General features: G+C 59.9%; 23 protein-coding genes and 5 pseudogenes. 18 read left to right on the plus strand and 10 right to left on the minus strand.

From position 1 onward, the window contains the following. Nucleotides 1–109, plus strand: a pseudogene (locus RUH75_RS03575) (23S rRNA (adenine(2030)-N(6))-methyltransferase RlmJ); the annotation flags it as partial. A gap of 251 nt (nucleotides 110–360) precedes the next feature. After that, complete coding sequence (locus RUH75_RS03580; RefSeq protein ID WP_313802248.1) at nucleotides 361–681, plus strand: hypothetical protein; 321 nt, start codon at nucleotides 361–363, stop codon at nucleotides 679–681. Nucleotides 682–859: 178 nt separating this feature from the next. Here RUH75_RS03580 and RUH75_RS03585 read toward each other — a convergent pair whose 3' ends face one another. Both RUH75_RS03585 and RUH75_RS03590 read right to left on the minus strand, forming a co-directional pair. Continuing rightward, a complete protein-coding gene (locus tag RUH75_RS03585) occupies nucleotides 860–2,920 on the minus strand; it encodes a hypothetical protein (RefSeq protein WP_313802250.1) in 2,061 nt (686 codons plus the stop codon). Between the two features lie 576 nt (nucleotides 2,921–3,496). Continuing rightward, nucleotides 3,497–4,486 (minus strand): hypothetical protein, encoded by a 990-nt coding sequence (locus RUH75_RS03590; RefSeq protein ID WP_313802252.1) that lies wholly within the window; start codon nucleotides 4,484–4,486, stop codon nucleotides 3,497–3,499. Nucleotides 4,487–4,889: 403 nt separating this feature from the next. On the opposite strand from RUH75_RS03590, the gene RUH75_RS03595 reads away from it, so the two are divergent. The 3 genes from RUH75_RS03595 (at nucleotide 4,890) to RUH75_RS03605 (ending at nucleotide 6,527) form a co-directional block, all read left to right on the plus strand. Continuing rightward, nucleotides 4,890–5,147 (plus strand): addiction module antitoxin, encoded by a 258-nt coding sequence (locus RUH75_RS03595; protein WP_313802254.1) that lies wholly within the window; start codon nucleotides 4,890–4,892, stop codon nucleotides 5,145–5,147. A gap of 102 nt (nucleotides 5,148–5,249) precedes the next feature. Continuing rightward, nucleotides 5,250–5,465, plus strand: coding sequence for a hypothetical protein (locus tag RUH75_RS03600; protein ID WP_313802395.1), 216 nt, complete (start codon nucleotides 5,250–5,252; stop codon nucleotides 5,463–5,465). A gap of 192 nt (nucleotides 5,466–5,657) precedes the next feature. Further along, nucleotides 5,658–6,527, plus strand: coding sequence for a DUF3363 domain-containing protein (locus tag RUH75_RS03605; RefSeq protein WP_313802256.1), 870 nt, complete (start codon nucleotides 5,658–5,660; stop codon nucleotides 6,525–6,527). Nucleotides 6,528–6,633: 106 nt separating this feature from the next. Here the strand turns inward: RUH75_RS03605 and RUH75_RS03610 are convergent, their stop codons facing one another. Together RUH75_RS03610 and RUH75_RS03615 are read right to left on the minus strand one after the other, a co-directional pair. After that, nucleotides 6,634–6,927 carry a type II toxin-antitoxin system RelE/ParE family toxin gene (locus RUH75_RS03610; RefSeq protein WP_313802258.1) on the minus strand — a complete coding sequence of 98 codons (294 nt, stop codon included), beginning with the start codon at nucleotides 6,925–6,927 and terminating at the stop codon, nucleotides 6,634–6,636. Continuing rightward, nucleotides 6,924–7,193 (minus strand): ribbon-helix-helix domain-containing protein, encoded by a 270-nt coding sequence (locus RUH75_RS03615; RefSeq protein ID WP_313802260.1) that lies wholly within the window; start codon nucleotides 7,191–7,193, stop codon nucleotides 6,924–6,926. The genes RUH75_RS03610 and RUH75_RS03615 overlap by 4 nt, the downstream gene beginning before the upstream one ends. A gap of 211 nt (nucleotides 7,194–7,404) precedes the next feature. Between RUH75_RS03615 and RUH75_RS03620 the strand changes: the two genes are divergently transcribed. Further along, nucleotides 7,405–7,989, plus strand: coding sequence for a nucleotidyltransferase domain-containing protein (locus tag RUH75_RS03620; RefSeq protein WP_313802262.1), 585 nt, complete (start codon nucleotides 7,405–7,407; stop codon nucleotides 7,987–7,989). A gap of 294 nt (nucleotides 7,990–8,283) precedes the next feature. Here RUH75_RS03620 and RUH75_RS03625 read toward each other — a convergent pair whose 3' ends face one another. Genes RUH75_RS03625 through RUH75_RS03635 form a run of 3 tightly spaced genes read right to left on the minus strand, consistent with a single transcriptional unit; the run spans nucleotide 8,284 to nucleotide 10,349 of the window. Beyond that, on the minus strand, nucleotides 8,284–9,468 hold the full coding sequence (locus tag RUH75_RS03625; RefSeq protein WP_313802264.1) for an IS91 family transposase: 1,185 nt from the start codon (nucleotides 9,466–9,468) through the stop codon (nucleotides 8,284–8,286). A gap of 10 nt (nucleotides 9,469–9,478) precedes the next feature. Then, nucleotides 9,479–9,964 (minus strand): tyrosine-type recombinase/integrase, encoded by a 486-nt coding sequence (locus RUH75_RS03630; protein ID WP_313802266.1) that lies wholly within the window; start codon nucleotides 9,962–9,964, stop codon nucleotides 9,479–9,481. Continuing rightward, nucleotides 9,891–10,349, minus strand: coding sequence for a site-specific integrase (locus RUH75_RS03635; protein ID WP_313802268.1), 459 nt, complete (start codon nucleotides 10,347–10,349; stop codon nucleotides 9,891–9,893). Before RUH75_RS03635 ends, RUH75_RS03630 begins: the two co-directional genes overlap by 74 nt. A gap of 238 nt (nucleotides 10,350–10,587) precedes the next feature. On the opposite strand from RUH75_RS03635, the gene RUH75_RS03640 reads away from it, so the two are divergent. Next, a complete protein-coding gene (locus RUH75_RS03640) occupies nucleotides 10,588–10,806 on the plus strand; it encodes a hypothetical protein (RefSeq protein ID WP_313802270.1) in 219 nt (72 codons plus the stop codon). Nucleotides 10,807–10,856: 50 nt separating this feature from the next. Continuing rightward, nucleotides 10,857–11,564, plus strand: coding sequence for a CoA transferase subunit A (locus RUH75_RS03645; RefSeq protein WP_313802272.1), 708 nt, complete (start codon nucleotides 10,857–10,859; stop codon nucleotides 11,562–11,564). A gap of 184 nt (nucleotides 11,565–11,748) precedes the next feature. Here the strand turns inward: RUH75_RS03645 and RUH75_RS03650 are convergent. Further along, nucleotides 11,749–12,537: pseudogene (locus tag RUH75_RS03650) on the minus strand (IS5 family transposase); the annotation flags it as partial. An 8-nt stretch (nucleotides 12,538–12,545) separates the two neighbouring features. Between RUH75_RS03650 and RUH75_RS03655 the strand changes: the two are divergent. Continuing rightward, nucleotides 12,546–13,049: pseudogene (locus RUH75_RS03655) on the plus strand (transposase); the annotation flags it as partial. 302 nt (nucleotides 13,050–13,351) lie between these two features. Here RUH75_RS03655 and RUH75_RS03660 read toward each other — a convergent pair. Beyond that, a complete protein-coding gene (locus tag RUH75_RS03660; RefSeq protein ID WP_313802274.1) occupies nucleotides 13,352–15,790 on the minus strand; it encodes a TonB-dependent receptor in 2,439 nt (812 codons plus the stop codon). Between the two features lie 379 nt (nucleotides 15,791–16,169). Here RUH75_RS03660 and RUH75_RS03665 point away from each other — a divergent pair. After that, nucleotides 16,170–16,303 (plus strand): annotated as a pseudogene (locus RUH75_RS03665) (ArsC/Spx/MgsR family protein); the annotation flags it as partial. Nucleotides 16,304–16,326: 23 nt separating this feature from the next. After that, a pseudogene (locus tag RUH75_RS23620) lies at nucleotides 16,327–16,510 on the plus strand (Tn3 family transposase); the annotation flags it as partial. 33 nt (nucleotides 16,511–16,543) lie between these two features. Here the strand turns inward: RUH75_RS23620 and RUH75_RS03670 are convergent. Continuing rightward, a complete protein-coding gene (locus tag RUH75_RS03670; RefSeq protein ID WP_313802276.1) occupies nucleotides 16,544–17,209 on the minus strand; it encodes a TetR/AcrR family transcriptional regulator in 666 nt (221 codons plus the stop codon). 325 nt (nucleotides 17,210–17,534) lie between these two features. Between RUH75_RS03670 and RUH75_RS03675 the strand changes: the two genes are divergently transcribed. From RUH75_RS03675 to RUH75_RS03705, 7 genes are all read left to right on the plus strand, one after another. Continuing rightward, entirely contained in the window at nucleotides 17,535–18,578 is a 1,044-nt protein-coding gene (locus RUH75_RS03675; RefSeq protein WP_409592313.1) for a LysR family transcriptional regulator, read from the plus strand. A gap of 302 nt (nucleotides 18,579–18,880) precedes the next feature. Continuing rightward, the gene (locus RUH75_RS03680; RefSeq protein WP_313802278.1) at nucleotides 18,881–19,759 is read left to right on the plus strand and encodes a MaoC/PaaZ C-terminal domain-containing protein; all 879 of its coding nucleotides are present in this window, start codon (nucleotides 18,881–18,883) and stop codon (nucleotides 19,757–19,759) included. Next, complete coding sequence (locus RUH75_RS03685) at nucleotides 19,756–20,814, plus strand: acyl-CoA dehydrogenase family protein (RefSeq protein WP_313802280.1); 1,059 nt, start codon at nucleotides 19,756–19,758, stop codon at nucleotides 20,812–20,814. Before RUH75_RS03680 ends, RUH75_RS03685 begins: the two co-directional genes overlap by 4 nt. A gap of 1 nt (nucleotide 20,815) precedes the next feature. Continuing rightward, a complete protein-coding gene (locus RUH75_RS03690; protein WP_313802282.1) occupies nucleotides 20,816–21,973 on the plus strand; it encodes an acyl-CoA dehydrogenase family protein in 1,158 nt (385 codons plus the stop codon). A 27-nt stretch (nucleotides 21,974–22,000) separates the two neighbouring features. Beyond that, nucleotides 22,001–22,909 (plus strand): SDR family NAD(P)-dependent oxidoreductase, encoded by a 909-nt coding sequence (locus RUH75_RS03695; RefSeq protein ID WP_313802284.1) that lies wholly within the window; start codon nucleotides 22,001–22,003, stop codon nucleotides 22,907–22,909. A 21-nt stretch (nucleotides 22,910–22,930) separates the two neighbouring features. Next, a complete protein-coding gene (locus RUH75_RS03700) occupies nucleotides 22,931–24,103 on the plus strand; it encodes an acyl-CoA dehydrogenase family protein (protein ID WP_313802286.1) in 1,173 nt (390 codons plus the stop codon). Beyond that, nucleotides 24,103–25,299: an acetyl-CoA C-acetyltransferase gene (locus RUH75_RS03705; protein ID WP_313802288.1), complete on the plus strand. Its 1,197-nt coding sequence runs from the start codon at nucleotides 24,103–24,105 to the stop codon at nucleotides 25,297–25,299. The genes RUH75_RS03700 and RUH75_RS03705 overlap by 1 nt, the downstream gene beginning before the upstream one ends. Nucleotides 25,300–25,310 lie beyond the last annotated feature (11 nt).

Below are 25,310 nucleotides of genomic sequence, written 5' to 3' on the forward strand. Positions count from 1 at the left end.
GCCCTACGCTTTCACCCAGACACAGCCGCCACTGTTGGAAGCTTTGCGCGCAGCGTTAGCGCCCGAAGGGCATAAGGGCGAGATTATATCCGGTTGGTTGGGCGATTAAAATAAACCCTCACTCCACCCTTCAGCCAAAGGGGAATTGCGGCGCTTCAGGTTGCAAACAGATTGGGTCACGCTGATTTTTGAAACACTGTTTCACGCTCGGTGGCCGTGCTCCAGACATTGTGCCTATGCGCCCGCTGGCGACGGACTCGATCATGTGATCCTGTTCGCTCGGAATGGCGACTGAGGGCGTCGAAAAAACCCTGCGATGCCAGGGGTGAAGTACCGCTGCGGACATGCTAGGGGTCTGACATGTTTCAAGCACCCGGCCGCCGCGGCACTGTCGAGATCGACGGTTTCAAATTTGATTGGGAACTCCTGAGCGAGCCTCAATTGTCCTCTTCCGATGGCTGGAAGGGAATGACTGTCTCCCTACGTCAGAGAGACATGCCGCGCGAAGCCGTGCTGGAATTTCCCGCACCCAAGCGCCTGATGAGAGGATTGCCGAAAGGCCGTTTGCACATCAACGATGCGATTGCTTCGCGAGGGGTACGGGCAGCATTATCGGCAGGATGGGATCCTGCTTCGCGAGGCAAACCCACGGTTTTTATGGTTGATGCCAACGGTGACTAAGGGGGCGTAGATCGTGCACCCCGCCATCGCTGATATAAATGGAGTCGGACGGCATCGTGCCATTCGTCCGCTCATGCACCCGGGAAGCGATCGGTCCGCACCTGAGAGGCGGAATTTGGCCGTCGAACGGCGATAAAGGGTCGCGCTCTCCCAGGCCGAGTTCTGGAAAGTGCGCTGTTTAGAAAATTTTCCGCAGTTCGACCATAACCGTTCGACCGATTGGATCGCGTCGTACAGGTTGATACGCCTGCGGAGTGTCCCCGAGCAGATTGGTCACGCGCTGACGCTGGTTCGTCAGATTATCGAACGCGACCGTGATCCTGGCGCCTTTAGCAATCCGCTGCTTTGGGAAAAGTTGCGCAAGGTCAGCGAAGAGCTGGAGATCCACCGTCGTCAGGGGCGAGAATGTGAGCCTGTCGGGGTCTGAGGGCGTGCCGATGCTGAGATAGCTCGTCCCCCGCCGCCGGACGTCGAACCGCATCCCCGTACCGCCTCTGTTCAGGGCGATGCTCGCATTGGTCGCATGACGCTGCTGCCCACCGGCAATGCCGATCGCGCCCCCCTTTAGCAGATCGATTTCGGGCAATCCTTCGCGGATAACAGTGCTGTTCTTAAGCAAGATGCTGTGCGAGGCAGTCACCTGCAGCTTCAACGGTGGCGTACGCCGGGCAGCGACACCTGTTTTGCCCACCGCATGCGCGGAACGTGTCAGGGGAATGGCGAAACGCAGCCCGAACCTCATCTGCTCCGTTCGCTGACGGGCGAAATTGACGGAGCGATTATCGACGAGGACCAATGTGCCTGAGGCATCGCGCTGAAAACGGTCGGGGAAAGCAGCCACCACGGCGGTGCTGGGCGGCGGTAGCGCACCCAGCTGGTTTCGCAGGTCATCGGACGAATATGCCATGTCGAGCTGGAAATTATATTTGCGAAACGGATTTGCTGTCAGAGAGATGGTTTTTGATCTTAGATCCTCATTCCGCAGGGAGGTCGTACCGCCATAAACTAGGGTTACGTCAACGGTCTCTCCCGTCAGCGGGTCGAAATAAGGCACGTTGGGACTGATGAGCTCGGGCGCAGCCAGCAGTTCCGGGGCGATTGCGCGTTCGGCACGAATATTGCTGGCGCTGAAGCGCAGCCAATCCAGCACCCCCCAGTCAAGTTCCACGCCGCGTTTCTTCAAATTTCCATAACGCCCCAGATCGGCAACACCGGCATCCAGGGCAAGCTCGACATCGCCCAGCATCGGCACAAAGCGCCCTTCCCGACTGATGAGCGGTATGGAAATGCCTGCCTTGGCGAGATATTCATGGCGGGTGAAAGCGCGCTCGCCAGAGCTGTCCTCTGCGTCATAATCGATCCAGGTCGCGCTCAAACCCGCGCGCGCGCGAACCGTGCCTGCCCAATTCTCGAAAAGCGGGCCATCCAGATCAAGCGTGATCTGGGGCGTGCTGTTCCGGCTCCACGTCCTGCGAGTGGTGATCGGGATCAGTCCGGCCAGTGAGCCATCAAAGGAATTTTGCGTGGAAGCGACAACCGATCCGCCGATTAGCGGACCCGTGAGCCGTGATTGGTATGCGAGCTGGCGAGCATCCCAACGGCCAGCCAGAATGGCGCGCCAGCCTTGCCACGACGCGTTGAGCGCGATGGACGCAGAATGGCTCTTCGTCCTGCTCTCGCTGCGTAGGGGGCGGTTGGGATCGTTCAGCGCGATGTAGACCGGCGTGGAAAAGGGCGTGAACCCATTGCTGGCGGGAATCAGAAAGCGGGCCGAGGGCAGGCCGTTGTAATTCTCTGTGTTCGTCCAGTTCATTCGGCCGCTGAACTGGAGGGAAAGCCACGGCGCGAGTTCCTTGTTTCCGGCGACCGCAATGTCGACGGGGCGGGAGGCGCCGCGCAATGTTCGATAGAAGCTTTGGTTGCTTGGATTGAGCTTGTTGGCACCTGCCAACAGATCAGCGAGCGAAGGTGTCGCCTCTCCCTGCGGCAGGGCGAGAAGACTGACCTGTTGGCCCGCCGCAGCACTTAATAGCGGGTCGACTTCTGTTCCCGCAAAGGGAATGATATTCCCAAGCACGGAATAGGGGATGGCCTCCTGGCGAGGCACAAAATCCCGTTCTGACTCGAAAAGATTGGCCGACTGGCTTCCCCTGATAGTCAGATTTATCCTGTCCTGCCCCTTGATATAGGTAAGCAGCGCCTCTCCCTTGCTGTTCGACCAGCTGCCCTCTGTCGCCATTTCCCGGTTGGCGGTAAGGGTGGCGCTCCTGACCCGGTTCCGCAGCACGATATTGTAAGCCCGTTGACCGGCCGCACCATTGACGCGCTGGGCGGAGCCGCGCGGCAGCATTTCCACGCGTGCGATCGCTTCGACCGGTATGTCGGAAATATTGGCGGGGTCCGTGACTGGCCGGCCGTTCACGAGGATCGCAGGGTCGGTATCTCCATTCTCGTTGCGGATATCGTCAAGCAATTCCCCGGTGGTGCTGACATTGTAGGATGCGACACTGTCTTCATCATAGGTCTGTTCAACTGGCACGTCCTGAAGGGCGGCGACGATAGCCCGCGTGCCGGTGACGATGATGAGCGTTTGATCGGCGCTATATGCCGCGCCCCCTTGCGCAGATGTCGCGCTCGCATTTTCAAGCGCCAAAGCGCTGGACGTCATGCCGGCCATTATCGCGACCGGACAGCAGCTGCCGATAAAAGCCCGGCGCAGGAGCGAAATGGAGGGCATCCGGTTCAACTCGGCTTCAAGGAAAGAATGCCTCGCCAGCATGATCTGACGAGGCATTCACTGGTGACGGCGGAAGGCTTAAAGGGAGTAGTTCGGTACCGAGATATAGGTGCCGTTGCTCCCTTCGGTGCCGCTGCCCCAGGGCGCGACCTTGAACCAGTCCGTGGTGCACTTATTGCCGGTATAACCGTTCTGCGTACGCCATGTCCCACCGGGGGCGGGTTTGTTCGGCGAGATGCAGATCACCACCTGGCCGACATGATATTCGCCCGTGACCTGCACCGGGCCACCATGATCCTCGAACGCGTAGATGCTGTCCGTCTGATCCTGATCTACCGGTGTGCCAGCCTCGGTAAATCGCAGGGCGGGGGCATCCCAATGTTCAGGAATGGTTTCGTCATAGGCCTGCGTACCCTCGAAAACGCAGTTTCCCTGGGGAGAATTGCCCCAGAAGCCCTGGTTTGCGCCACTCGCATGCGCGGCATTGAAGGCATTGCAGGCCTGGAGGGCGGCTTGCTCTTGCGGCTTTCCAATCAGCTCGGGGTCAATGATATATTGTCCCTCCGCTTCGTGCTGGATCACCTGCTCGGCATGATAGACTTCCTGACTGATGTTGCAGCTGAAGGCGTGCTGGAACGTCGAAGTGAAGTCAGCGGTGAAATAATAGGTGCTGTCCGTCCAGTAACCAGCGGTCGACCACTGGTCTCCGAACATGTTGACGCTGCCGCCGATGCGGAATGGATTGCCACGGATTTCGAGAACTGCCGGAACATAGGTCCCCGCATAGTGAATCGTGCCTTCGTCGATGTCGCGAGAGCCCGTTTCAACAGGGCCGCTTACCAGCGTCGCGGTGCCAACGACCACTTCGCCGGTCCATTTGTCGAGATTGCCGGCTTCATGAGCAGCGGCCAAAATGTCGCACTGCTCCTGCATGGCGGCGAGTGTTGTCTGACTGGCGGGCTGCGCGTCAGGTGTCGGGACGGTATCGGCCCAAGCTGCAGTGCTTGTTATTGATGACAGAACGGTGCCACACATGACGGCCGCCATAAGAAGTTTGTTTTTAGGCATGTACAACTCCCCCAAGATTACACCGCGCCGATCGAGAAATCGACGCACTGATTCGCGCTTTAAGGGGGTTAATAGTTTGTTAATATTAAGATTAGAAGATAGTAATTTTGTGTGTGCCGTATTGGGAAATTATAAAAAAATCCGTAAGATCGATTATAATTCTCAATCTATGGTTATATTCATAACTATTCTATAGTTATATATTACTATCTATCAATGGATAGATGATCTCTCTTCGGCATTAGCGGAAGGTCGGCTGCTGAGGAGGCAAACTCGGACGTCGAGAGTTCGGGATGGGTCGATTTCAACGTGACTGCTCGATGCTGTTGATTGCCGCATATTCCCCGGCGACCCTTGCATTTGTCCTCGATATTCCATATTTTGTGGACAGAAAGGTGACCTGATGTCCAAGCCTATGACTTTAAATGTGCGCGTCAGCGGTGCTCTCAGTGCCTTTGTCTCCGCTAATATCGGAGACGCTGGTGCCTACGAAAATGTGAGTGAATATGTCCGAGATTTGATTCGGCGCGATAAGGAGCGGGTCGAGAGTGAGCGCTTGGCGCTCCTCCAGGCTGAGTTGGTCAGCGCATTTGCCGCGTCGGAGGGTGACTATCAGTCTCTTGATGCCGACGCGGTCATAGCCCGCAACGCTCGTAACTGATCTTATGATCGGATTTCGCGTCCAGCAGGCCGCCGGTCGGCGGATTGACGACATTTACTCCATACGCGTGAAACATGGGGGGAGGATCAGGCCGACCAATATATACGTGGCCTCTTCGCACGGTTTGAAGATATTGCCGCGCGGCGCGTTGCCTGGCGGGATGTGCCACGGGAACTGGGCATTGAAGGGTTCTATTGCCGATATGAGCGCCATTATATCTACTGGCGTGTTTTGTCAGATGGTGCCGTTGGTATCGTGACGGTTCTGCATGAACGCATGCATCAGATCGATCGTTTTCGACAGGATTCTCCGCACTGAGAGGCTGAACGAGGATCGATTTAGAGGGATCCGCCGAACCTCTACATGGCTTCCTATCTCCTAAAATCGCCAATTTGGTGACGATCTCCGCCTGCGCAGTTGCTGTATGACAGTACAATGACAGGGCGCTGCAAAGGGCGTCATCTATGATCCGACAGCCCGGATGCCCTCCCCATCACTGGGCGCGTACTCATGCGGGGCCTCTCCGACGAGATGGATGACCGCCATTATCTGCTGGTCGACGGGATCGACGGGCGCACTCATTATGTCCCGATCGGCGCGGCCCAAGGCGATGGACTGGAGGTTGCCGATGAGGGCACGGGCCTGACTCCCGGCAGCGTGGTGGAAATCCGGCCGACCATAGCTGTCGTTCGGGAGGTCGACCGGACGATTGCAGCGGTGGCCGCGGCCAATGGGGGGCGTTATGATGCCGATGCGCATTTTCGGCATGACCCGGCCGCCAGCGAGGCGTTTGTCGAGGCGCATGGTCGCCGGCTGGAAGCGATGCGCCGAAAGGGCGGAGTGGCCGAACGTGATGCCGACGGCAACTGGACGATCGCTCCCGACCATCTGGAACGGGTTGAAGCCTTCGAAACGCGGCAGCTCAAGAACAGGCCGGTTGAGGTCGCTCTGCTCTCGCCGGTGGATGTCGGGGAACTGGCAAGAGCGGATGCCGCGACCTGGCTTGATCGAACGCTGGTGGCAAGCGAGGCATTGCTCCTGCGGGAGGCGGGATTTGGTCGGGAAACTTCTACCGCGCTGGTGCAACGTCGGCAGTGGCTGATGAATGAAGGCTTGGCCGAGCAGATGGACGGGGAAATCCGCTATCGCAAGGACATGCTGGCCATCCTGCGGCGTCGGGAATTGCTGCGGATCGCGGGACAGCTATCGCGCGGACTTGGCCTTCCCTTTGGCGAGGCGGCGGAAGGGGAGGGCGTCTACCGCCGGCGGGTGGATCTGATATCGGGACGCTTCGCCGTCCTCGAACGCTCACGGGATTTCACGCTGGTACCATGGCGACCGGTGCTCGAACGCCGCATCGGCCAGGGGGGGCAGGGCTGATGCGGGAGGATGGGGTGAACTGGTCGGTAGGGCGAGGACGGAGCGGGCCCAATATCAGTTGATATTGGGATGGGCATTTTCCGGTTTGCCGTTTGGGTACTATCGTTCAATGCTCCGATTCGAAGCTTCGGTTCTCGCGGCAATGCCAGAGGCGTAGGATGAAGATCGTGCCGATCGCGATCTCATATCGCATCTCATAATGGCCAACGATGATCCGCCGGACTTCGCGCGGCTCAAAGGCCTCCAGCTTCTCGCCAAGGCGTGGATAGTCGATCAAGCGGTTGGGTGCATGCGCGAGCTGCTGCACGACACGCGCGGCTGCCTCGGGTGCCACAGGGCGCAGATGTTCGTGCAGGCGCAAAAGATCCGACGATGCTTTGCTGGTCCACTGGATCTTCATGCGGTCGGCGGCGCTAGGGGGTTGTCCGTCGAAAGGCTGTCCGCCCATGCCTGAATGCTCTGATGGTCGATCACCCGACCCGCGTCGACATCGGCCAGGGCTTCGAGCGTCATCTTGTGTCGCTCTTCCTCCTGGTCGATCCATGCCGCCAGGGCCTGCTTCATGATCCATCCCCGCGAACGCTCGATGCGTGCGGCCAGGGCATCGACCTTGTCGGCCAGTCCCTCTGGCACATGGGCCGTCAAAACCCTGGTCCCTGCTGCCATGTGAATAACTCCCAATCCAGATGATTAAAAATTAATCGAAAATGGTCGATCGGGCAAGAAGAATGCGGTGCCTGCCATCCGGGGCAGCTCTGTCTCACCGCTTCGCTCCTGGCTGGTTGGGTTTACCGATGGGGACTCGAAAAGCGGCCAGTACGCGCATGCTGGTCCATATGGGCTTGCCATGAAAGGAAAATCCCGCGAGAATCGGTCCATGAAAACGGACCTTAATCACCTGCCGGATATCCAGCGGACCGAGCTGGATCGGGTCCAGAAAATCCTGCACGCAGAATTTGCCGAGGCAACGTCGCGGGCCAGCCAATCGTGGAAGCGCAATGGCAAGATCCAGAAGATCATCCTGTTCGGCAGCTATTCCCGCTCCGACTGGGTGGATGAGCCTGAAAATGGATACCAGTCCGATTTCGATCTACTGATCATCGTCAGCCATTCGGATCTCACCGATATTGCCGACTATTGGTATGTGTCTGAGGACAAGATCTTGCGCGACGAGGAAGTTCGTCGTCCAGTCAATATCATCGTTCACACGCCGGATGAGTTGAACCAGGGTCTTCGCAAGGGTTTCGACACTCGAACCTGTGGCGACACCTTGCTGGGAAAGATCATGGGCTTTCCAGCCATGGGATGGCGTTTGGATCCGTCTCATTACGCGCAGATGGAGCAGGAAGGAGATCAGGCTCTCAGCTATGATTCAGCAGGCCGCGTCATTCCGAATCCAGAGGGTTCTGTGAGGTCGCGCGGGACTGAACGTGCGTCATGGCGCGGTGCGCGACCTCATTGAAGCCGGATTGAGCGCACTCGCTGACTGGGCAGTCGCTATGGGATTAGTGACCCGCGCACCTGTGCTGGGTGATGAGGTCGGCGGTCATTGCGCCTGAGCCTTGCGCGTCTGAGGGAAGCGGAGGCTGGCTCGTGGCAGCCTGAAAACGACGCGGGAAGCGGTTGCGCGTATGCCGCAGATGAACAGCAGGCATTGTAACGTCGGTCCAGGCAGTGGTTGACTGCGGCGCTCCCGCGCCCGCCGGCTGCGTTGCCGTGGCGCCGTCATGATCAGGGGCGAGGAGATAGCGCTGGCTCATGGCGCGGCCGGAGGTCCGCGGGCGCGCCAGGTGGTATCGCGTGGCATCGTCGCGATGATCCGCAACGTCCCGCCGCAGCATGGACAGACGGTCAGGTCGAAATTGCAGCGCTTGGAATGGGGTACGACTGGGTCGAGGTCGGATGCCGGCAGTGCTGTCGCCAGCAGAGTACGAATGGTCGCCAGTCGTGCGCGACGGTAGCCATTAGCGAGGAAACCGTAATGACGGATGCGATGGAAGCCATCAGGCAGGCTGTGGAGCAGGAAGCGGCGGATAAACTCATCGGCGGTCAAAGCCATATGCTTTTGGGCGCTGCCATGGCGATAGTCGCGCCACCGGAAGGTAACTGTGGCATCGGCCATGCTGACGAGGCGGCTATTAGCGATAGCGACGCGATGGGTGTAGCGACCCAGATAGGCGAGAACATGCGCCGGTGAACCAAAGGGCGGCTTGGCGTAGACCACCCAGGAGGTCTTCCGCAGCGGCCTGAGCGCGTCGGCAAAGGCCCGGCTGTCGCTCAGATCTTCCAGCGTACCGAAAAACTGCAAACGCCCGGCGACGTGCGCGAGCTGGAGCCGCTCAAGAAACAGCCGGCGGAACAGACGCGAGAGCAGGGGAATGGGCAGGAAGAAGTGGGGTCGACAGGCGATCCAGCGTTGACCGTCGGTCGACAGCGCACCACCGGGTACGAGGCAGTGGATATGCGGATGGTGGGTGAGCGTCTGCCCCCAGCTGTGAAGAATGGCGATGAAGCCGAGCTCGCCGCCGAGATGCCTGGGGTCGGCGCCAAGGGTCTTGAGCGTCGCGGCGACGGCATCGAACAGGATCGCGTAGACCTGCGTCTTGTTCTGATAGGCAATCGCGGCGATCTCGGCCGGCATCGTGAACACGACGTGGAAATAGGGCACCGGCAGAAGGTCGGCTTCGCGCGCGGCCAGCCATCGTTCGCGCGCGATGCCCTGACATTTTGGGCAGTGGCGATTCCGGCAGCTATTGTACGAAACCCGGCTATGGCCGCAGTTGTCGCAAGCCTCGACATGGCCGCCGAGCGCTGGGGTGCGGCACAGCTCGATCGCCGCCATCACGCGACGTTCGACGCGGTCAAGATGCCCGTCATGGGCAAGGCGGTAAGCAGGACCGTGGCGGCGGAATATATCCGCCACCTCCAATGGCGGACGCATGGCGGCGCCCTCAGCTGGGCGGCACCACGTCCAGGCTGAGACGGTCGAGCGGGCCTTGCGTTTTGGCGATCATGGTCGTCGCGACATGGGTGTAGCGCGCCGTCGTCGACAACTGGTTGTGCCCGAGCAAAACCTGAATGATCCGGATATCAACCCCGCTCTCGAGCAGGTGCGTGGCGAAACTATGCCGCAGCGTGTGGACGCTGACCCGCTTGGTCAATCCGGCCGCCCTGGTGGCTGACCGGCAGGCGGCGTGAAGGCAGGTCGTGGTGATCGGCGTATCGGCGCTGCGTCCGGGGAACAGAAAATCCTGGGGGTGGGCGAGCCGCCAATAGGTCCGCAGGATCGCGAGCAGTTGCGTCGAGAGCATGACCGTACGATCCTTGGCGCCCTTGCCATGGCGGACCTGGATTACCATCCGGTCACTGTCGATGTCCGCGACCTTCAAGCTCGCGGCTTCCGAGGCGCGCAACCCTGCGGCATAGGCGGTGGTCAATGCCGCGCCCCTTTAGCGATGGCACCGCCTCCAGGAATCGCACGACCTCGTCGGCACTCAGGATCGTCGGCAGCTTGCGCGGCGTGCGCGCATAGACGATCCGTTCCGGAATCTCCGCCCGGTCCAGCGTGACGCCGTAGAAGAAGCGTAACGCGCATACGATCTGGTTCAAAGAGCCCCAGGAAATGCCCTGCGACACCAGATAGACCTGAAAGGCTCGGACGTCTTCCAGCCCCAGCCGATCCGGGGATCGCCCGAAATAGCGACTGAACTTCGTCACCGCGTGCAGATAGGAGCGCTGGGTGGCGGGCGACAGGTTGCGCAAGCTCATGTCGTCAATCATACGACGGCGCAGCGGGCTGACCGTTACTGTGACGTCTGTCATGGGATGAACTCCTGGTGAGGGGTTGGTCTTCAGCAACCAAATCCTCCCACCAGGGGGTCATTCCCGCCAGCCCCCAGGCGCCAGTCGAGCGTCAGCGAGTTCGTTCAATCCTGAATGTCGATCCGGCCTAGTTGAAAAGTCCAAGTAAATGGGTGATGCCGCCATATCCATCGGTTCGGATCAGCTCTAAATTCCTCTCTCCATGAACGGCGCATAAGCGCCGATTAGGATAGACGTTTTGTATACCCCGATCGCTATTATGGGTGTCGGCCCCGCTGGCGTGTTCCCGGTCCATCTCCGGTACAAGGCGGGCATCGATGCCGTCGCGCTTGAACAGATCAACGTCAATCTCATGCACGAACTTCGCGTTTCAGAGCGGTTCGATCAGCTTGGATTGGTCCATGGCGGCACCAATCTCTCAATCGTGGTCCTGAAGACGTGCAGCGGGGACTGGTGAAAAATTACGTCGGTCTTCCGCGCGACCGGCACTAAGGAAGAGGAGGCAGGATGAGAAACAAGATATTCGACACGCCCAAGGCGGCACTCGACGGGCTGCTGTTCGATGGCATGACGATCATGTCGGGCGGATTCGGGCTTTCAGGCAATCCGGAGAGCCTGATCCCTGAAATCCGGGCGTCGGGGGTGAAGAGCCTCACCGTCATCTCGAACAATGCGGGCGCCGACGGCTTCGGCCTGTGGATGTTGCTGGAAAGTCGGCAGGTAAAAAAGATGATCTCGTCCTATGTCGGCGAGAACAAGCTGTTCGAGCAGCAATATCTGTCGGGCGAACTGGAGCTTGAGCTCAACCCGCAAGGCACCTTGGCCGAGCGTATTCGCGCGGGCGGCGCCGGCATCCCGGCCTTCTATACGAAAACCGGCGTCGGCACGGTGGTCGCCGAAGGCAAGCCGATGGAAATCTTCGAAGGGCAGGAATATGTGCGCGAAACTTGGTTGCGTTCCGATCTGTCGATCATAAAGGCGTGGCGCGCCGATCCGGCCGGGAATCTCATGTTCCGCAAGACTGCGCGCAACTTCAACCCGAACATGGCTACCGCCGGCAAAGTGACGGTCGCGGAGGTTGAAGAGATCGTGTCCGAAGGCGCGCTCGATCCCGACGCGATTCATACGCCCGGCATCTTCGTCGACCGCATCGTCCTTGCCACGATCAACGAAAAGCGGATCGAGAAGCTTACGACCCGTCCGAAGGAGGCCTGAAGATGCCCTGCGCGCGATCCTGCCAACTGACATCGCACCGTTCACACAGCTGGACGGCTCGAAAAGCGTGAGGATTTTGGGCTAACGTTGAGGCGTTGGCGCAGGTTGGCCTGATTGGCCGCCTTGCGGTCTTGTTTTGCCTGGTTCTGCGGGTCGATCTGCTCCTTGACGGACGGTTTCGGTATCAAGCAGACGCAGTTCGGCCTCCAAGCCATGCGAGGCGCTGGAAATTATAGACCAGGTTGGCCATGCCGATCTTGATCCTGGTGCGGGCGATGCCGATGGTGCGGACAACGAGGCCCATGCGGTGCTTTTGCCCAGCAAAGACGTGCTCGACCGCAGCGCGGACCTTTGATCGCCTCGCATTGGCCCTGGCTATTCGTTCGGGCAGCGGCCGCTTGGGCAACCGCTTCTGGTGGATGTTGCTGGTGAACATGCCCTTGGCGAGGAACGCTTCGTTCTTCTTTGATCGATAGGCGGTATCGGCCCAAACGCCCGAGGCGGTGTTCTCCTTGCTGATCAGATCGGGCAGTCGCGCCCCATCATGGGCATTGGCGGCGCTCGCATCCCAGATGCGGATCAGTCCATGGGCACGATCGATGCCGATATGGTTTTTATAGCCGAACATCGGAATGGCCAGATCGACCGGCTTTGCCGCCTTGGGATCGGCACCTTCCCTGACCTTGGCCTTGCTATATTTGATCGACCAGCGCGCATCGCGGTCTTTCTGCCGGATCTTGGCGGGCTTCCAGTCCTGGGGAATACGGCCCTCTTTTATGGCGATCTTCTCCTCCTGGGAATTGCGCTGCTTGGGCGCGGGCACGACGGTGGCGTCTATGATCCGCCCACCCATGGCCAGATAGCCGCGATCTTTGAGCGCGGCGTCGAAGCGCGCGAACAGCCGGTCGATTGCCTTGGCCTTCACAAGCCGTTCGCGGAACAGCCAGACCGTGGTGGCATCGATCGCTTCACCAGCGCACACGTCTCTTTGCTTTCCTTGGACTGAACCCCAGCGTGCATCAATCGGGAAACGGCCCCGCCAGGCATGGTCGCATCACCAAGCAGGGACCTTGCCATGCCCGTACGATGTTGGTCGAGGCCGCTTGGGCGGCGGTTCGAGGTTCCGGTCCGCTGCGCGCATTCTACGAACGTGTTCGCGCACGGCGCGGCACCCACGTGGCAGCCGTTGCCGTCGCCCGCAAAATTACCGTCATCCTCTGGCACCTGCTTACCCGCGGCGAGGACGATGCCTGGGTTCGCCCCGCCCTGTATGCCAAAAGGCTGAGGGATCACGAACTGATATCCGGCCAACCAGCTTGCCGGGGCCAGCGTGGCGCCGGCCACGAGTACAATCTGACGAAATGCTGGCAGAAAAAGCGGCAACGTGGAGCGCGCGCCGAAGCAGCATGTCGACGGTTCACCGAAGGGTGGACGAAGCGTGGGTATAGGGTGCCTGCGGGAGCTTCAGAGGAGGTGCGACAATGATGACAGAGCGGACGAGCCTTTACCTCCGGCTCGACTCTTCGTCACGAGGTCACCCGCAGACACAAGGAAAATACATGATCGCGGGAAAAAAGTATTCAATCTCATCCGTAAGATATCGCTGACACGGTAATGACCCGCGACAGCTATGTCCGCGAGGAACTGAAGGTATATTCAGCTCTCGCCGGCTGGCGGAGAAAATCGGTCTGACAAATGAAATCGGAGCGACCGCAGCAGTACCGGTAAAATACCGCTGCGGTCAAATTGGCTCTTTGCCACCCTTTCCCGGGCCGCGGTCGAAGCTGTCAGAAGTTGAACGACAGCCTTGCCCCATATGTACGCGGCGGACCGAAATTCGCCATTGTTGCGTTGACGGGAGCCAGGAAAAATGCGCTTTGGATGAGGCGCTTGTTCTCGATGTTGTTGATATATGCCGTGACAGTCCATCGATTGCCCGCGCCGGAGAGCGAGATCGACGCATCGGATAGCCAATAAGCCTGTAACACCGAGCCATCGCGCCGCTCGAACATGACGATGCTGCTCGTCTGATAGTGGGTGTTGCCTTCAAGGGTCAGCCGCAGATCATTCGAGAGATCGAAGCTCTGTTGAATCCCCAGGTTCATCGTCCATTTCGGCGAGCGCAGCGGGCGCAACCCGGAACAATCGACCCTGTAAACCCCTTGCCCCTGTACGACGCTTGCCGGACATGTCGTCGATGGGCGGACAGTGCCGGCCGGCAACCCGACCAAAGGGCTAAGGTCGGCGTCGAGGTACACGAAATTGTCGTTTCGCGCGTCCAGATACTGGATATCTGCGTGCAGCAACGTATTACGAAGCGGCTTGGCCATCAGATCGACCTCGAACCCCTTCATGGTGGATTTGCCGATATTTTCAGTAATCAGTTCCGGCGCACCCGCTGCACTGATGGCGGAGCGCGAAACCTGCTGATTTTTATACTGCCAAAGGAAACCTTCGGCGTTGATCTGAAGCTTGTTGTTCAGGAAGCGGTTCTTCGAGCCTATCGTATAGGCCGTAATTGTCTCAGAGCCATAGGATGGCTTGAGTGTCGAAAAATTAAATCCGCCCGATCGGAAGCCCGTCTCGACACTGGCATAGAGCAGTGACTTGTCACCGGGCTCGAATTCAACGGCAGCCCGATACGTCAGCTTGCCGGGCGAAATCTTCGAATTCGTCGAAATGCCGCTGGGAGCATAGACCGAATCGGAAGTGCCAGTCACATCGACATAGACCGGTACGCCTGGTGGCTGAACATAGCCGATGCTCAGGAGCGCGGCAGGCAAATCGTCGAAGTCCGCGGGCAGACGACGGGCGCCAGCGCAGTTGGTCTGGCAGATCAGGGTCGCCCTCGTCGACGTGCCGTCGAAAGTCCGCTCGTCCTTGGTGTAGCGTGCGGCGCCCGTCAGGCGCAACCGATCGGTCAAGTTCCAGGTCAGCTTGCCGAAGCCAGCATAAGAAGTGGTGGATTGATCGCCATCCTCGATGACGCCGATCACATTGACGCTTACCCGCGTACGGAAGGCCAAGTCCTCTTTGTAGAAGTAGCCGCCAGCCAGCCAATCGAAGGCGCCGACCTTCCCAGACAGCCGCGTCTCGAGAGAGTATTGCTTAGCCGTTTCATTTTCTTTTTGCGAGGTGATTCCTGGATCAACTATGTCGTTATTCTCTGAACGACGCCACGCGCCGATGACCGTCCAATTGGCGAAACCGAGATCGACGTCTAAATTCGCATGGATGCCGTAGAGATTGTTGTCCATATAGGGCCGGGTTGGGTGCGGCCCAGCCGTGATCCCTGCCGTCGGCACGTACAGGGAATTCAAGATCCCAACCATTTGCGGATCGAACGGACCGACATTCGGAGCCAGGTCGGTCGGTACCGTGGTACCGTCTGGGAGGGTCGTTGAAATTATGTGGCCAGCGGGGCCAGATCCGCCGAGGTGGAAGTAATCGCCAGCAACACGAAGCGAAACCCCATCTTTCGGTTCGAACAGCACCTGGAGCCGTCCGCCGCGTCCCGCTTCGGAATAGGTCCCATCGGTGTTGTAGCCGTCGTGATTATATACAGTTCCCGCCGCACGCACGGCTATGGTATCGGAAATCGGCACATTGACAGCTGCCTGTGCATTGACCGCATCATAATTGCCGAAACCAAGACTCCCCGAAACCGAACTCTCGCCGAGCCTCGGTTTGGCGGGGATGATGTTGAGCGCGCCGCCAGTTGCATTGCGTCCGTAAAGCGTGCCCTGCGGCCCTTTCAGCAGCTCGATCCGCTCAAGGTCGTAAAAGTGGCCAAAGCTCGCGCCGGAGCGACCAAGATACACCTCGTCATAGTTTACCGCGATCGCCGAATCGACATAGGAAGCGCTGGCGAAGGTGCCAACGCCTCTGACATAGAAGAGGGGTTTGTTGCCGCTGGCGCTTCCGAACTGAACGGCGGGCGCCAGCTTGCTGACGCCTTGCGGCTCGGTAACCTGCGCCAGCGCTTCGGGTTTAAGCACATCGATGGCGACGGCAGCCCGCTGACTGGTTTCTGCCTGCCTTTGCGCGGTTACGATGATCTCTTCAATTCCGGCCGACGCTTGTCCGGCGGATCCGCGCGGATTGCCAGCGCCGGTCGCAACTTGGGCCGTTCGGTTGTCCGTCGGTGGCGCTTTTTGCGCCATCGCGGGCATTGCCACGGCTAGCGCCAGCACGGAACTCACCGAGGCGTAAATACCTATTTTCATTACCCCCTCCACGATAGGTCGTTTTTCTATCGAATGGCTATCTCACTTGCTTGCTGCGCGCAAGTTTAAATTTGTTCTAATGGACAAAATAAGTCGGGCACTTCACACCGCGTCCCGGACCGCCCGGCTATCGATCGAATACCAGACGTTCTGCCCTCAAAAAGACACAAATCCAGTTTCCCCGATCCGATGAATCGACCACATATGTTCGCACTCTGAACGGCTGATTTGCAACGGATAGCAGAATCACGGTGCCGTGATGCCGACGCTTTTGCGTCTTGTTATCCAAGCGCGAGATAGGAAATCGGTGGCCTTTCACGGACTCCATATTCCACTTTGATAGATATGCGGATAGTGTTCCGGCCCTTCCGGCACTCGGCGCGAATTGCTACGCGAGAAGGACGCGATTTTCGCTGAACTCGGCTTGGCGACGAGCAGCTTGTCGATCCGATGATGGCGCATCCGATCCTCATCAACCGCCCGATCGTGATTTCGCCGCTGGGAGTGAAACTGCCGGCCTTCGGGGCGGGCCCGCAGCTGATTTGACTGCCCTGCAAGTCAATGGGAGCAGCGTATCCGACATCCTGTTGCAACAATGCACTTGCTTGGGCTCGATTCCGAACCGCGCATCACCCGCCTGTCAGATCGTCGCCTCTACGACTTTGAACCATCAAAACATATCGCAAGCCTGCGCCGCTGTTCGGTCACAGGTTCACCCGACTCCGTCTTTCAAAGGATCAAATGACCACAACTTCAGTTGCGCTTTGATTTTACTCCCTTCTTATCGTTGGTCAATAACTCACACATGGCAGCAGAATAATCTTCGGTTGCTCGCTTCACGTCAATATCGGGACTTACCAACCATTGATAGACAATGCCGAATACAAATGAACAGAATTGAACCGCGATTTGATCGGCAGAAATATTCTTTCTAATGACCCCGTCGGCAATGCCCTGCTCGATCATCGAAGCGATATCCTTGCGATACGCTTGGTGTTGCTCTGCCAACCGCCTTTGGATGAGTTCACTGCTCGCGAGCGTTTCATAGTATAAGATGTGCATTGAGCGCATGAACTGCGCTTCCGTCTCGACAAAATGACTAACGGCATGCAGCGCGCCCTTGAACGCTTCCAATCCCCGCCGATCACCAATGAACTCGTTGGCTTCCTGCTTCCAGCGCTGGTTGTATTGCGTAAGCATGGCGCTGAATAGGCCTTCCTTGGAGCCGAAGCGGAAGTTTGCCAAGCCGCGGCTATATCCGGCGAGTTCCCCCACTTCCTTCAGCGTCGTGCCGTGGATCCCGCGCTCATGAACCAATTGCATGGCTGCATCGAGCATGCGCTTATCGGATTCTGCCGTGCGCTCCAATTGGGTGCGTCGAACCCGCTGCTTGGCGACAGGAGCCTTGGTTTCCCCCATTTTTTCAACTCTCGAACTTTTTGTCGGCACCTTACCGTCCCCATAAACCTATTGCGACTGCACTGGCTCGTTCTTGAGCAATCGAAAGGAACTCCCATGTGAAACCAGCCTCGCCGCGTGGGCCCTTTTCCTGCATACCACCCGCAATTGCAACTCCCACAGAGCTCGACCACCCTCAGATCATCTTTATCCTGACAAGCGCGACCAGATACCACATTGGCTTGGTCCACCCCTTCGGTGAATGGCGCCTGGCCCGATCGGCAATTGATTGACTTGCGTGGTCCATGGCATAGGCAGGGCCTATGCCTGGTATGGGAGGAACGGTGTGAGTGGGGCTGGAAGCGCGCATGGGTGGTTTCCGCAATCACGGAGCGAACTGCCGGCCCTCGACATCCGTCAGTTGCACTATTTCGTAACGTTGGCCGAACAAGGATCGATCTCGGCCGCAGCGGCCCTGCTCAACATGACCCAGCCTTCCTTGTCCGAAAATCTCATGCGGCTTGAACGAAAGCTGGGTGTCCAACTCGTGATGAGAAGTGGGCGTGGCACGATCTTGACGGAGGCCGGAAATCTGCTTGCGCAACGCGGCCGTGAAATCGTTCGGTCCGCCGGGCGCGCCGTCAAGGAAATCCGCGAAGTTGGCGAACGGACGCAGGGTTCCGTGGCAATCGGCTTTCCTCCTTCGCTGGGGCTATTGCTGAGTGTGCCGCTTGCGGAAACGATCCAGGGTGAATACCCCGACGTGCGGTTGAGAATTAGTGAGGGATTGTCAGGCGACATCGTTGAATGGATCGAAAATGACCGCATCGATCTGGGCTGCGTATACGAATTATGCGACAATCGTGATCTGGTCTGTGAACCGCTCATGCTGGAAAAGATGTTCTTCGTTACGGCTCCAGACAACATGCCGGATTGCGTTGACCAGACGCTGGCAGACGCGCCCACCATCCAGGCCGCTGCCATCCGGCAATTCCCACTTGCGCTTCCCGCCGCATCGCACGGCGCCCGCAAGATCGTACAGCGCTTCGCCGCCGGCGCTGGCTTCAGGCTCAATGTTGCCGTGGAGATCGACTCGCTCCCACAGATCATCACCATGGTTACGCGCGCAAGCGCCTATACGATCTTGCCTCATGCCGCCGTCGTCAATGAGGTCGCGACCGGCACGCTCCGCCTGATCGAGATCATTGAGCCCACCATGACGCGGACCGCCTATCTATTGCGCAAACGCTCCCGGCCTATCACCCGCGCAAGCCGGATCGTCCAGGATACGGTCACGTTGATCGTGCAGGAAATGATTGAACGATTCCAACTCGACGCTGCTGTCATCGACGGGAATGCGCGCAATTTCGGGCCTACGGCCTCTGCTTAGGGTGCAGTTGGGGTCAATGGAAGACGCCTTGGGAAGCGCACGATCGGGGAGATGCTTCCTTCGCTGGGAATAGGGAATAGGCAATACCTATGCCTAACTAAGGCTATCAGCTCGGGCCCCTTTTCGCGAGCGGCCTCTTATGTCAGCACCGTGGCAACAAGCGAAACGGGGAGGGGCCAAGGTGGTCAATCAAACCGGCGCCACACAGTCAGTTGCCAGACGATCTGTAGTGCGCGACCTGGCGAGCGTGCACGATGACGAGCGTCTGACGAAGATTAGCGTAAACGCGTCGGTGGCCCCAGATGCCTATTGACGCCGAAAAGCTGCTCAACTTCGAGATTCCGCGGGTGCGTCAGAAGGTCACGCCGCGCGACGCGGCGTTTTACGCGCTGTCGGTGGGGATGGGGCATGATGACGCTCACAGGGCTCAACAGTCCTTCATTGACCCTTTGGCCGGCCCGCTGCCCATGCCCTCGATGACATTGGTGATGGCTCATCCGGGATTCTGGCTCGGTCATCCCGATTCGGGGGTCGATCCGGTCGCTGTCCTTCATGGGCGCCAGTCGATCGCCATCACCGGGGCCCTGCCCGTTGACGCTGAAGTCGAAAGCGAAACCCGCATCACTGGCCTCATCGACAAGGGACCTGGCAAGGCGGCTCTCATTCTCACCGAAACACAGATCTCGGATGCGACCGGACTGCCCTTCGCGCGCCTTGACCGCACGACTTTCATCCGGGGCGGCGGCGGCTTCGGAGGCTCCGACGCGCCGATCTCGCCCGCGCCCCCGACGCTGCAAGGCGAGCCTGCGCTGTCGATCGACCTTGCCACCAGACGGGAACAGGCCTTGCTCTACCGGCTGAACGGTGATCTCAATCCGTTACATAGTGATCCCGATATAGCCGCCAGAGCCGGGTTTGAGCGACCGATCCTCCATGGGCTGTGCACAATGGGCTTCATTTTGCACGCAATCCTGCGCGGCTGCCTGGATTATCGCCCTGATCGTCTCCGGTCGGTTTCCTTGCGTTTTGCGGCGCCCGTCCTTCCCGGCGAAACCATCCGGACCGAAATCTGGAACGATGGTTCCTTCCGCGCCCGTGTCGTCGAGCGCGACCTTATTGTCGCCGATGAAGGTCGGTTCGACGCGATCCTGCCGAACTCTGGCACGGAGGCAAATCTGTGAGCAATTCCCTGGAAATGTCCGAAGCCATCGACTTGATCCGCCGAAGCACCGAGGGTCTTGCCTCGCGGCGCGATCTCGCCCGCGTGCGGGCTTTGCGATATAAGCACGCCGGTTTCGATCAGGCAGCCTGGAGCAGCATGTGCGAGTTGGGCTGGCCGGCGCTTCGGCTTGCCGAGGGGCGTGGCGGCGTGGGACTGTCCATCGCAGCCTATTGCGCGTTGGCCGAGGAAATGGGCGCGGCATTGGTACCCGAACCGCTGATTCCAGCGGCGCTCGTCGCAGCGCTGCTGGAAGGCGGACCGCTGGAAAGCCATCTCGCCGGGGACACGCTCGTTCTGCCGGCTTGGCAAGACGAACCGGACGCCGCGGCGCCAAGCGATCGTGAGTTTCTTCGCGATGGACGCCTTCATGGCGCCAAGAGATTCATTCCGATGGCGCGCTCGGCCGATGCTTTCCTCGTCATCGCGCCTGACGGCAACTGGCTGGTTGCCGCCGACGCCCCCGGAGTGACCCTATCGTACGACGAGACGCAGGACGGCGGACATTATGGCACGCTGCTCCTCGATGGTGTCGAGGGAGAGGGCATCATCGGAAATGCTGGCGCCGCGCTGGCCGAGGCGTGTCTCGCTACCAGCGCCTATCTGCTGGGCGTCATGGATGCCGTGCTCGAGCGGACAGCGGAATTCCTCAAAACCCGCATCCAGTTCGGCAAACCACTAGCCAGCTTCCAGGCGCTTCAGCATCGCATGGTGGACCTCCAACTCGAATTTGAGCTGACGCGCGCCAGCATCTCCGATGCCGCTGCCCGCTGGGACCGTGAAGGTCCGACCGATGCGTCCCTGGCCGGAGTGTCGCGGGCAAAGGCGCGCGCTGCCGAGGCCGCCGCGCTGATCGCGCGCTCATCGATCCAGCTCCACGGCGGCATCGGTTATACCGACGAGCATGATATCGGCCTTTATCTGCGCAAGGTGATGGTTACGGCTCCGCAATATGGGAGCGCCCGCCTGCACCGCCAGCGCTTCGCCGCGCTCATGCCCCTGCAAAGCGAGGACTGACATGCTTTACGCGGATTTCCATCTCGACGACTTCAACGCGCTTAGCGACGCAGATTTCCGCGCGTTGGCGAACCGCTTCCTTCACCAGCATCATCCGCCCGAGTTGCGCAGCCCGGCGAAGCGGCTGCACTGGGATGAGGTCAAGCCCTGGTACATGATCCTGTCTGCCGCGGGTTGGCTCGCGCCTGCCTGGCCGCGCGAGCATGGCGGCATGGGCCTCTCGGCCGCCAAGCAACTCATCTACATGGACGTGTTCGAGCGCTTCGGCGCGGCGCGCAGCCCTGACCATGGCATCGTGCTGCTGGGGCCGCTGCTGATCACCTACGGCTCGCCCGATCAGCGGGCACGCTTTCTGCCGCGCATCATCACTGGCGAGGAGATCTGGTGCCAGGGCTATAGCGAACCCAATGCCGGATCCGACCTTGCTTCCCTGCGGACAGAGGCTGTGCTGGACGGCGAGCACTGGGTCGTCAATGGGCAAAAGATCTGGACGACGCTGGCGGGTGACGCCAACTGGATGTTCGCGCTGGTGCGCACAGACAAGACGGCGAAGCAGCAGCAGGGCATCAGCTTTCTGCTGATCCCGATGGACACGCCCGGCGTCACCGTGCGCCCGATCATCAACCTGGATTTGCAGGACGAGTTCAGCGAAGTCTTCTTTGACGATGTGCGCGTCCCCCAGGAAAATCTGGTGGGAGAAGTCAATCAAGGCTGGACGATGGCAAAGAACCTGCTGGGGTTCGAGCGCATCTTCCTGGGCTCGCCGCGCATGGCGGCCAATGCGTTGGCGCGGCTGATCAGACTCGGTGCCCATGCCGGCCTGACGGACGACCCGCTGTTCGTTGACCGGCTGACTCGGTTTCGCCTCGACCTTGCCGATCATGAATGCCTGTTCGAAACGATCGCGGACCGGCTGCGGCGCGGCCAAACGCTGGGGCCGGAGGTTTCGTATCTCAAGCTCAACCAGACCCAGCTTTTCCAACGCATCACCGAATATATGCTGGAGATCGCCGGGGCGCAGGGCGGGTTGCTCCACCCCATTGATGGCGACCGGGCCCTCAACCCGATGGGTCAGTTCCTCGTATCGCGTGCTGCTACCATCTACGGCGGCGCATCAGAGGTGCAGCGCAACATCCTGGCCAAGACCATCCTCGGTTGAGGCGAACCCGTTTGAAAGGAAGAGCGAATGTTGCTCGAAGGAAAGACAGCACTGGTCACGGGCGCGGGCGGAGGCATCGGGCGCGCCATCGCCATTGCCATGGCACAGGCTGGCGCGGCTGTCGTCATCAACGATGTCGGTGTTTCGCTGTCCGGTGAAGGTGGATCGGCGACCCCAGCCGAGGAAACCAAGGCGGCCATCGAGGCGGCGGGCGGCCGCGCTGCGATCGACACCCACAGCGTTGCCGAATGGGAAGCAGCGCAGGCGATGGTCGCGGCGGCGAAGGAGACATTCGGTCGGCTCGACATCGTCGTCAACAATGCCGGCATCCTGCGCGACGCCATCTTCCACAAGATGACGCCCGAGCAATGGCTGTCGGTCATCGGCGTTCACCTGAACGGCGCCTTCTTCGTCAGCCGCGCGGCGGCCGAGCTGTTCAAGGACCAGCAGAGCGGCGCCTTCGTCCACATGACCAGCACGTCCGGCCTGATCGGCAATGTCGGCCAGGCCAATTATTCCGCCGCCAAGATGGGGGTCGTCGGCCTCTCCAAGTCGATCGCGCTCGACATGCAGCGCTTTGGCGTCCGGTCCAACTGTATCGCGCCCTTTGCCTGGGGCAGGATGACGGACAATATTCCCGCAACGACGCCCGACCAGGCCGCTCGGGTCGAGAAGCTGAAGCAGATGACGCCGGATAAGAATGCGCCTCTCGCCGTCTATCTGGCTTCCGATGCCGCAGCAGACGTCAATGGGCAGGTGTTCACCGCGCGCAATAACGAGATATTATTGATGGGCCAGAGCCGGCCGCTGCGATCGGTGCAGCGTGACGCCGGCTGGACGCCCGAAAGCGTGCGTGACCACGCGATCCCGGGCCTTGCCTCCGCCTTCTATTCCCTTGACCGCAGCCAGGACGTTTTCACCTGGGACCCGGCCTGATCCTATTCGCAGGACAAAGTCATGAACCTCAGCCCATATGACACCGAACATTTTCCAGAAATCCGCGAAGGCGTCCGCCGCCTTTGCGCAGAATTTCCGGGTGAATATTGGCGCGCGCTCGACGCGAAGCGCGAGTACCCGACCGACTTCGTGAAGGCGCTGACAGAAGCTGGCTATCTTTCGGTCCTGATCCCAGAGGAATTCGGCGGCTCAGGCTTGGGCCTTTCGGCGGCGGTCGCCATTCTGGAGACGATCCAGGCCGAGGGGTGCAACGGCGGCGCCTGCCATGCCCAGATGTACACGATGGGCACGATCCTGCGTCATGGCTCCGAAGCACAGAAACAGGTCTATCTGCCCAAGATCGCGACCGGCGAGTTGCGGTTGCAGGCGTTCGGCGTCACCGAACCGACCAGCGGCACCGATACGACGGCGCTACGCACCATAGCTGTACGCGATGGCGACGATTATGTCGTGAACGGCCAGAAGATCTGGACCAGTCGCGCCGAGCATTCCGATCTCATGCTGCTACTCGCCCGCACCACGCCCAAGGATCAGGCGGCGAAGAAGACCGATGGGCTGTCTACCTTCATCGTCGACATGAAACAGGCGCTTGCCGACGGTTCCCTGACGATCCGTCCGATCCGCACAATGATGAACCATGCGACAACGGAAGTCTTTTTCGACAATATGCGCATCCCCGGTGCCAACCTGCTGGGCGAGGAAGGCAAGGGCTTTCGTTATATCCTGTCGGGCATGAATGCGGAGCGGACCCTCATCGCGGCGGAATGTGTGGGGGACGCGAAATGGTTCACGCGAAAGTCTGCGGACTATTCCAGGGAGCGCCGCGTCTTCGGTCGTGCGATCGGCGCGAACCAGGGCGTCTCCTTTCCGATTGCGCGCGCCTACGCCAATATGCGGGCTGCCGAACTGATGGTGCATGAGGCGGCACGCCTTTACGAAGCAGGCCAGCCCAACGGTGCCGAGGCGAACATGGCAAAGATGCTGGCCGCGGATGCATCGGTCGAAGCGGGCAATGCCTGCATCCAGACGCACGGCGGCTTCGGTTTTGCCGAGGAATATGACGTCGAGCGTAAGTTCCGCGAAACCCGGCTCTACCAGGTCGCGCCGATTTCGACCAATCTTATTCTCTCCTTTCTCGCCGAGCATGTGCTCGGCCTGCCGAGGAGTTACTGATGCGCCGCGCTGCCATCGTCGCACCGTTGCGCACACCCGTGGGCGCTTTGGGAGGAGCCCTGCGCGACGTGGCCGTCGAAACGTTAGGGAGCATCGTCGCCAACGCGGTGATCGGCAAGGCGGGGATCGACCCCGCCTTGATCGAGGACGTCATCTTCGCCCAGTCCTATGCCAATAGCGAGACGCCCTGTGTTGGCCGCTGGATTGCCCTGTCGGCGGGGCTGCCGGTCGAGGTTCCCGGCCTTCAGATCGATCGGCGCTGCGGCGGCGGGCTGCAGGCAGTCGCGACGGCAGCAATGATGGTCGAAAGCGGCGCCTGTGACGTCGTCCTCGCGGGCGGCGTCGAAAGCATGAGCCGCATCGAATATTATACGACCGATATGCGCTGGGGAAAGCGGTCGGGATCGACAACGCTTCATGATCGGCTGGAGCGCGGACGCGAGCGGTCACAGCCGGTTGAGCGCTTCGGCTATATCTCCGGCATGATCGAAACGGCGGAAAACCTTGCGCTCGACTACGGCATATCGCGGGAAGAGGCCGATGCCTATGCCGTTGAAAGCCAGCTCCGTGCCGCAGCCGCCTGGGCAGAAGGCCGGTTCGCCGACGAAGTGGTTCCGATACCGGTGCCACAGCGCAAAGGCGATCCCATTCTTTTCGCGCGGGACGAGGGCATTCGCGCCGATACCAGCATGGCCACGCTTGCGAAGCTGCGTCCCATCATGAAGGACGGCGTTGTCACAGCCGGTAATGCCGCCCAGCAGAACGACGCTGCCGCTGCCTGCCTGATCGTGGCAGAAGACAAGCTCACCGAGTTCGGCTTGACGCCGGCAGCTTTTCTGACCGGATGGACGGCAGTGGGGTGCGATCCGTCGCGGATGGGCATCGGCCCGGTTCCCGCTACAACAAAGCTTCTTGCCAAGACCGGCCTGAAGCTTGAGGATATGAATCTTCTGGAGATAAACGAGGCCTTTGCCGTGCAGGTACTCTCGGTGCTGAAAAGCTGGGGCGTGGACGATCACGGACGTGTGAATGTCAACGGTTCAGGCATCTCGCTCGGCCATCCGATCGGCGCGACAGGGGTGCGGATCATGACGACGCTGCTGCATGAGATGGAGCGGCGGCAAGTGCGCTATGGTCTGGAAACCATGTGCATCGGCGGTGGTCAGGGCATGGCGGCAATCTTCGAACGCGCTTGAGCGTTCCTGGC

The sequence above is a fragment of the Sphingobium sp. genome (genome assembly GCF_032153725.1).
Classification (GTDB): domain Bacteria; phylum Pseudomonadota; class Alphaproteobacteria; order Sphingomonadales; family Sphingomonadaceae; genus Sphingobium.